Annotated in this window: 7 protein-coding genes; 3 read left to right on the top strand and 4 right to left on the bottom strand. The window is 73.4% G+C overall.

The features are described 5' to 3' along the window. Positions 1 to 110: 110 nt before the first annotated feature. Positions 111 to 581 (bottom strand): hypothetical protein, encoded by a 471-nt coding sequence (locus ABZ318_RS38365; RefSeq protein ID WP_356907048.1) that lies wholly within the window; start codon positions 579 to 581, stop codon positions 111 to 113. Between the two features lie 156 nt (positions 582 to 737). Then, the gene (locus tag ABZ318_RS38360) at positions 738 to 1,466 is read right to left on the bottom strand and encodes a helix-turn-helix domain-containing protein (RefSeq protein WP_356907047.1); all 729 of its coding nucleotides are present in this window, start codon (positions 1,464 to 1,466) and stop codon (positions 738 to 740) included. 169 nt (positions 1,467 to 1,635) lie between these two features. On the opposite strand from ABZ318_RS38360, the gene ABZ318_RS38355 reads away from it, so the two are divergent. After that, positions 1,636 to 2,556 (top strand): glycerophosphodiester phosphodiesterase family protein, encoded by a 921-nt coding sequence (locus tag ABZ318_RS38355; protein ID WP_356907046.1) that lies wholly within the window; start codon positions 1,636 to 1,638, stop codon positions 2,554 to 2,556. A gap of 19 nt (positions 2,557 to 2,575) precedes the next feature. On the opposite strand, the gene ABZ318_RS38350 is transcribed toward ABZ318_RS38355, so the two are convergent. Continuing rightward, positions 2,576 to 3,079 carry an HD domain-containing protein gene (locus tag ABZ318_RS38350; protein ID WP_356907045.1) on the bottom strand — a complete coding sequence of 168 codons (504 nt, stop codon included), beginning with the start codon at positions 3,077 to 3,079 and terminating at the stop codon, positions 2,576 to 2,578. Positions 3,080 to 3,123: 44 nt separating this feature from the next. Then, complete coding sequence (locus tag ABZ318_RS38345) at positions 3,124 to 5,397, bottom strand: MMPL family transporter (RefSeq protein ID WP_356907044.1); 2,274 nt, start codon at positions 5,395 to 5,397, stop codon at positions 3,124 to 3,126. A 220-nt stretch (positions 5,398 to 5,617) separates the two neighbouring features. On the opposite strand from ABZ318_RS38345, the gene ABZ318_RS38340 reads away from it, so the two are divergent. Together ABZ318_RS38340 and ABZ318_RS38335 are read left to right on the top strand one after the other, a co-directional pair. Beyond that, complete coding sequence (locus ABZ318_RS38340; protein WP_356907043.1) at positions 5,618 to 6,289, top strand: methyltransferase domain-containing protein; 672 nt, start codon at positions 5,618 to 5,620, stop codon at positions 6,287 to 6,289. 114 nt (positions 6,290 to 6,403) lie between these two features. Next, positions 6,404 to 7,006, top strand: a 603-nt coding sequence (locus tag ABZ318_RS38335; protein ID WP_356907042.1) for a methylmalonyl-CoA mutase family protein, incomplete at its 3' end; no start/stop codon positions are given.

Raw genomic sequence — 7,006 nt, 5'->3', positions numbered from 1 at the left:
AGCTGAACTACGCGCGCTCGCTCAGCGTGTGACGCGCCGGGAGCCGGGGGTCAGCCGCCCACGAGGGGGGGGCGCCCGGCACGACCCTCTCCTCGGAGTTCGACCACCCGTCAGATGTCGACGACCCGGTAGCCGATGACGTAGATGCCGCCGGAGCCCTCGACGGTGCGCCACTGGGTCTCGGCGCCGACCTCGCTGCCGGTGACGAGCGTGGCGCCGAGCTTGTCGTCGCCGCCGAAGGTGTCCTTGTCCCACAGGGTCAGGGTGCGGGCCTGCTCCCTGCCGAGGATGAGCGCGGCGTTGCCGTTGCCGTCCTCCATGGAGCGGACGTAGCCGGAGCCCATCGTCTGGTAGCTGATGCCGTTGCCGGGCCAGACCTTGACGGCGTTGCCGTTGGCGTCGGTGATCTTGAGGTAGGCCTCGTCGTGGTCGCCCTCGCTGTTCTGCTGGCAGTGCAGCTCGAACAGCTCGATCTTCACGTAGTCGATCGGCTCGGCGTGCGCGGTGCCGGCGAAGGCTCCGAGGCTGCCGAGTCCCAGCAGGGCGGTGGCGGCGGCTCGGACGACTCGGTTCTTGCGCATGTGGTCCCCCCACACATCGGGTCACGGATGTGACGTGGTGCCCGGTCCGCCTTCCCCGGCGGCCCGGTGTGCCGTTTCCCCTCGGCACGACACCCACTGTGCCCGGCGGTCCCGCCCCGGCTCTACGCGCGTTCCGCTGGATGGAACGGCGCGGGGCTACAGGACGAGGGCGGACGTCGGGACCGGTGCCCGCCGGCCGCCCCGGGCGAGGGCGCGGGTGACCGCGGCTCCCGCCTCGGCGACGGCCCGGGCCAGCGCGTCGAGGCCGCGGCCCGCGGGGACCATGCCGGCGAGCGCCGCGACCGTGCGGCCGTCCGGGGCGCGGACCGGCAGCGCGGCGCAGCACACCCCCTCCATCACGTCCTCCCGGTCGAGGACCGGTCCGCCGCGGAGGGGTCCGCGCAGTGCCTTCCCGGCGGCGGTGTCGAGGCGGAACGCGATGCCGTCGTGCACGGGGAGGAGCGGCTCCAGGTCGCCGGGCACCGAGCTCACGGTGATCGCCATGTCCTCGCGCAGCACGGCGAGGACGACGCTGGCGCCGGTGACGGCCCGGAGGCGCTGGAGCGGCAGCCGGGCGGCGGGGCGCAGGCCGGGGTGCGGTTCCCAGGCCTGGCCGAGGCGGTAGAGCTGCGGGCCGACCCGGTAGCGGTTGCCCTTCCGTTCGACGGCGCCGACTCCGACCAGCTGGTCGAGCAGCCGGTGGACGCTGCCCTTGGGCACTCCGCAGGCGAGCGCGAGTTCGGTCACGCCTGCCTCGTCGCCGTTCCGGCGCAGGGCGTCGAGCAGCGCGAACGCGCCTTCCAGCACTCCCCGGCCGCGCTCCTGACGCCCCGCCGCGGCCGTCTTCGCGACGTCGTTCGTTCTCCGTGCCGTTCCGGTGTCCATGATGAGTCCCCCTGACTCGCTACGCCCGGCCGTGGTCCCCCGATGGCGCGGCCGCGGGCACGGGTCCACGATGCCGCAGACCGGACCATTACGACGAAGGGCTTGCGCGGCCGGTCGTGTCGCCCCGTGCCCGGCCCGCCCGACGAGGGACCCCTTAGGGTGGTCGGACATGAGAGAAGCTCAACCGCCCGCCGCCCGGTCCCGTCGTCACAGGACCGTCGGGCTGGTCGCCGGGGCCACCGTGGTCGCGGGGCTCGCGACCGCGTTCGTCGTCGCCGCACCGCCCTCGGAGTCCGCGCCCCGCCCGGTGGCGAAGGCCACGGTGGCGGCGAGCCCCTGGATGCGTGCGGCCGGGGCGCCGCTGACGGTGATCGCCCACCGGGGCGCCCCGTCCGCGGCTCCCGAGAACACCCTGGTCTCCGACGAGGTGGCCCGGCGGGGCGGGGCCGTGTGGATCGAGAACGACGTCCAGCCCAGCAAGGACGGCGTGCCGTACATCCTGCACGACACCACCGTCGACCGGACCACGGACGGCACGGGGCCGATCCGCTCGCTGACCTCCGACCAGCTCGACGCCCTGGACGCCGGCTCCTGGTTCGCACCCGTCTACGCCGGCACCCGGGTCCCGACCCTGGCCGCCCAGCTCGCGGACCTCAGGGAGCGCGGCGGGAAGCTGCTCCTGGAGATCAAGGGCCGGCACAGTCGCGCCGAGGTGGAGCGGATCGTCCGGGAGGTCCGGGACCAGGACATGACGGACCGGGTCTTCGTGCAGAGCTTCGACGTCCCGTCCCTGCGGTACGCCCACGAGCTGGCGCCCGAACTGCCGCTCGGCCTGCTGCGCGGCACCCTGGACGCCGACCCCGTCGCGCTCGCCCGGGAGCTGGACCTCTCCGCGTACAACGTCTCGGACGCCGCGCTCGCCACCCGTCCGCAGCTGGTCGACGACCTGCACGCGGCCGGCGTGGCCGTGAACGTGTGGACGGTCGACACCCCGGCGCGCTGGAAGGCCCTGGATTCGCTCGGCGTGGACGGCGTCATCACGAACCGGCCCACCGAACTGGGCGGCTGGTCGTCCGGCCGGACGAGCTGAGCGGCGCCGGGGCGGTCCGTCAGCGGGGGGTCAGTTCCCGCAGGAGGTCGGGGTTGACCACCCGGAGGATCGTCGCGATGTCGCCGGGATCGGCCGCCGGCCAGAGGACGGCCCTGGCCGCGCGGTACTTGGCGGCCAGCCGTTCCCGCTGGGCGGGCGGCAGGGCGGCGGCCCGGTCCGCGCGGCTGTTGTGCGCGTTGTCGGCGATCTTCACGAGGGTGGCGTCGGGGTCCTGCGCGATCCGGCGGAGCTTCTCCTCGTAGGTCGTGTCCGGGTGGTTGGTGACGGCTTCGACGAGGGCGACGACCCGGGCGGGGATCCCGGCGGCGCGCAGCCGCTCCGCCGTCCATCCGGTGTCCTCGATGACGTCGTGCAGCAGCCCGGCCATGGCCAGGTGCGGGCCGAGCGGCTCCAGGCCCGCGGCGACGGCCCGGACGTGGGCGACATAGGGCACGCCGGCCTTGTCGACCTGCCCGGCGTGTGCGCGGTCGGCCAGTTCGTCCACTTCGGCGAGAGTTTTCATGTCCCCCATCATCGCCGGGCCGTGGGGCGGCTGAGGCGGTCGGTTCAGCGCCTTCCGACGGGCTCCGGGACGTCATGAGTCTCCTCGCCCTCGGTGTCCAGGTGGGGCAGGGTCCGGTCCAGCCAGGCGGGGGTCCACCAGGCGTGGCGGCCGAGGAGGGTCATCACGGCGGGCACGAGCAGCAGGCGCACCACGGTGGCGTCGATGAGGACGCTGGCGGCGAGGCCGAGGCCGAGCATCTTGACGACGATGTCGTCCGAGACGATGAAGGCGGCGAAGACGCTGACCATGATCAGTGCGGCGCAGGTGATGACCCGGGCGGTGATCTCCAGGGCGTGGGCCACGCTGGCCTTCGAGTCCCCGGTGCGCAGCCAGGCCTCGCGGACGCGGGACAGCAGGAAGATCTCGTAGTCCATGCTCAGGCCGAAGACGATGGCGAACATCATCATCGGCACGTAGCTCTCGATGGGCACCTTGCCGTGGACTCCGAGCGCGGGGCCGCCCCAGCCCCACTGGAAGACGGCCACGACGACGCCGTACGAGGCGGCGATGGAGAGCACGTTGAGCACGGCCGCCTTGACCGCGACCAGGAGTCCGCGGAAGACGATCAGGATGACGAGGAAGGCGAGGGCGACCACGACGGCGATGATCAGCGGCAGGCGGCTGGAGACGATGTCGAGGAAGTCGACCTGGGCGGCCGTGCTCCCGGTGACGTAGGTCTGCGCGTCGGTGCCGGCCACCGCCTGCGGAAGGACGTCGTCGACCAGGTGGTTGGTCAGCCGGGTCGTCTTCTCGTCCTGCGGGGAGGCCGTGGAGTAGACGGTGCCGACGAGGACGTCCCCGTCGGAGGTGGTCTGCAGCGGGGTGACGAAGGCGGCGTCGGGGACGCCGGTCAGCGACTGCTTGAGCTGGGTGCCGAGGGCGGCCCGGTCGGCGGCGGGCACGGCCGACTGGTCGACGACGAGGGTGAGCGGTCCGTTCGCGCCGGGCCCGAAGGCCGTGGAGACCAGGTCGTAGGCTCGCCGGTCGGTGAACGACTCGGGGTCGGCGCCGTCGCCGATGTGGCCGAGCTGGATGAAGAGCAGCGGGAAGGCCAGGACGAGCAGGGCCAGGACGCCGCCGGTGAGGAACCACCAGGGTCGCTTCTCGACGCGCTGCGCGTACCGGTGCCAGGTGCCGTGCACGGGCGTGCCGGGGTCGGCGTCGGTCTCCGCCACGGGCTTGCGGACGTGGTAGCGGTCGATCCGGCGGCCGACGAGTCCGAGCATGGCCGGGACGAGGGTGAGCGCGGCGATGACGGCGGTGACGACCGTGAAGGCGGCCGCGAGGCCGAGTTTGCCGATGAAGGTGACTCCGGAGACCCACAGGCCGGAGAGGGCGATGATGACGGTGCAGCCGGAGACGAGGACGGCGCGGCCGCTGGTGGTGGTCGCGAGGGCGGCCGCGGTGGCGGGATCCTTGCCGTGCATGAGGTTCTGGCGGTGGCGGGTGATGAGGAACAGCGCGTAGTCGATGCCGACGCCGAGGCCGATCATGGTGGCCAGGGTGGGCGAGACGGTCCCGAAGGTGAAGGCGGCCGCCATCAGGCCCAGCAGGGCGAGCCCGCAGACCGCTCCGAGGAGTGCGGTGACCAGCGGCATGACGGCGCCGATGACGCTGCCGAAGCCGATGAGGAGGACGACGATCGCGACGGCGAAGCCGATGGTCTCGCTGCTGCGGTCGTCGGCCGTCGGCCGGGCGAGTTCGCCGAGCGGACCGCCGTACTCGACGGTGACCCCGGCGTCCCGGAGCGGCTGGACGGCGGCGTCGACGCCGTTCAGGTAGTCGGTGTCGAGGGTGGAGGGCGCCACGCTGAAGCGGATGGTGATGTAGGCGGTCTTGCCGTCCGTGGAGAGCGGGCCGGTGTTGGGCGTCCCGGCCGGGAGCGCGGGCGGGGTGGTGCCGGGCGGCGGCAGCGGGTTCTGGGCGCTGAGGACGTTGGGGAGCTTCGCCAGGGCGGTGACGGCGGAGTTGACCGCGGACGACTCCTGTGTGAGGGGCTTGGAGGGGTCGTTGAGGACGATCTGGGCGCCGTATCCGCCGGCGGCGGGATCGTGCGCCTTGAGGACGTCGAGGCCCTCGGCCGACTGCACTCCGGGGAGCGCGAAGTCGTCGGAGAACATTCCGCCGACGGCCCGGTCGGTGATCTGGAGTCCCGCGACGGCCGCCAGCCAGAGGGCGATGACGACGAGGAAGTGGCGGGCGCACCAGTGGCCGAGTCGGTAGAGGACGCCTTTGGAGGGTGCTGGCCGGCCCTGGGCCGGGCTTCCTGCGTTCATGGCGTGGCCGTGTCCGGATAGGGAAGTCCCCGAGCGGTTCCGGCACCCGTGTCGTACGGGCCTGCCTCGTCCATGGTGCGCCCGGCTCCGCGCTCCGGCATCTCGGCCGGAGGAAGGCCGGTGGGAAGCCGGGGAAGGCCGGTGGGAAGCGGGTGGGAAGTGGGTAGGAAGCCGCCCGGGGCGGGCGGTCGGCCCGTGACGTCCGGGAAAGGGGAGCAGCATGCGGGACGAGGGTGCCGGGCGGAAGCCGCTGTCGGCGGCGGAACTGTTCGACGATCTGGGCATGGCGTACGAGCGGGCCTTCGGGCATCTGCCGGAGCAGTCGGCGGCGGTGGACTGGCTCACCGAGCGTTTGGGCGCGGGGGCCCGGGTCCTCGACGTCGGCAGCGGCACGGGGCGGCCGGTCGCCGACCGCCTGGTGCGGGCCGGGTGCGCGGTGACCGGCATCGACGTGTCCGGGGAGATGGTCGGGCTGGCCCGCGCGCAGGTGCCGGGGGCCGTGTTCGATCAGGTGGACGTGCGTGACTACGACGCCCCGCCGGGGGGCTTCGACGCCGTGTGCGCCTTCTTCCCGCTGCTGATGATGAGCCGGGCGGAGGCCTCCGCCGCCCTGGAGCGGATGGCGGGCTGGGTGGCACCCGGCGGCTATCTGGTGACCGCCACGGTGCCGGCGGACGTGGACGGGGTGGAGATCGAGTTCATGGGCCGGCCGGTCAGGGTCTCCAGCTTCTCGGCCGAGGAGTACGTGCGGACGCTGCGGGAGGAGTGCGGTCTCGCCGTCCTGCGGCACGAGGTGTCGGTCTTCCGGCCGGACGACGAGCGCGCGGTGCCGGAGGAGCATCTCTTCTGCTTCGCGCGGCGCCCCGAACGGGACGGCGGCGGGGGCCTCTGAGGCCGGCGCCGGGAGTGTCCGCCATGCGGACTGCCGTCTCAGGACACGGAAGAGAAGAAGGTCACAGTCGTACGCCCTCCTGCTCCTTTGTGGATCTCCCCTAGCATCCGAGCCATGACGGTCCTGCCTGACGACGGGCTCTCCCTGGCGTCCGAATTCCCAGACGCGCCACATGAGCAGTGGCAAAACCTCGTGGCGGGCGTCCTGCGCAAGTCGGGCAAGGAGGTCTCCGGCGACACCGCCGAGGACGCCCTGTCCACTCTGCTGGAGGACGGCCTCACCACCCGCCCGCTGTACACCGCGCGTGACACCGCGCCCGACTCCGGCCTGCCCGGCTTCGCGCCCTTCGTGCGCGGCGGACGCGCCGAGGGCAACACGACCGACGGCTGGGACGTGCGCCAGCTCCATGCGACGGCCGACGGCGAGGCCGTCCTCGCCGACCTGGAGAACGGCGTCACCTCCCTCTGGCTCCGCGTCGGCGGCGCCGGCATCCCGGTCTCCTCGCTCGGCGGCGCCCTCGAAGGCGTCTACCTCGACCTCGCGCCCGTCGTCCTCGACGCGGGCGACGAGACGGAGGCGGCCGCCGAGCGGCTGCTGCGGCTGTACGAGGAGCGGGGCGTCGCCCCGGAGGCGGCCCGCGGCAACCTGGGCGCGGACCCGCTGGGCCACGAGGCCCGCACGGGCCGCGCGGCGTACGACCTCGCGTCCGTGGCCGGC

The sequence above is a fragment of the Streptomyces sp. NPDC006197 genome (genome assembly GCF_040613865.1).
Lineage (GTDB): Bacteria > Actinomycetota > Actinomycetes > Streptomycetales > Streptomycetaceae > Streptomyces.
Note: the sequence above shows the minus strand (reverse complement) of the source record. Positions and strands in the feature narration are given on the sequence as shown.

Bases quoted from the DNA above. Each gene is read 5' to 3' on its own strand.
- ABZ318_RS38350 (WP_356907045.1), bottom strand. From the start codon at position 3,079: ATGAAAACTCTCGCCGAAGTGGACGAACTGGCCGACCGCGCACACGCC.
- ABZ318_RS38365 (WP_356907048.1), bottom strand. From the start codon at position 581: ATGCGCAAGAACCGAGTCGTCCGAGCCGCCGCCACCGCCCTGCTGGGA.
- ABZ318_RS38355 (WP_356907046.1), top strand. From the start codon at position 1,636: ATGAGAGAAGCTCAACCGCCCGCCGCCCGGTCCCGTCGTCACAGGACC.
- ABZ318_RS38345 (WP_356907044.1), bottom strand. From the start codon at position 5,397: ATGAACGCAGGAAGCCCGGCCCAGGGCCGGCCAGCACCCTCCAAAGGC.
- ABZ318_RS38360 (WP_356907047.1), bottom strand. From the start codon at position 1,466: ATGGACACCGGAACGGCACGGAGAACGAACGACGTCGCGAAGACGGCC.
- ABZ318_RS38340 (WP_356907043.1), top strand. From the start codon at position 5,618: ATGCGGGACGAGGGTGCCGGGCGGAAGCCGCTGTCGGCGGCGGAACTG.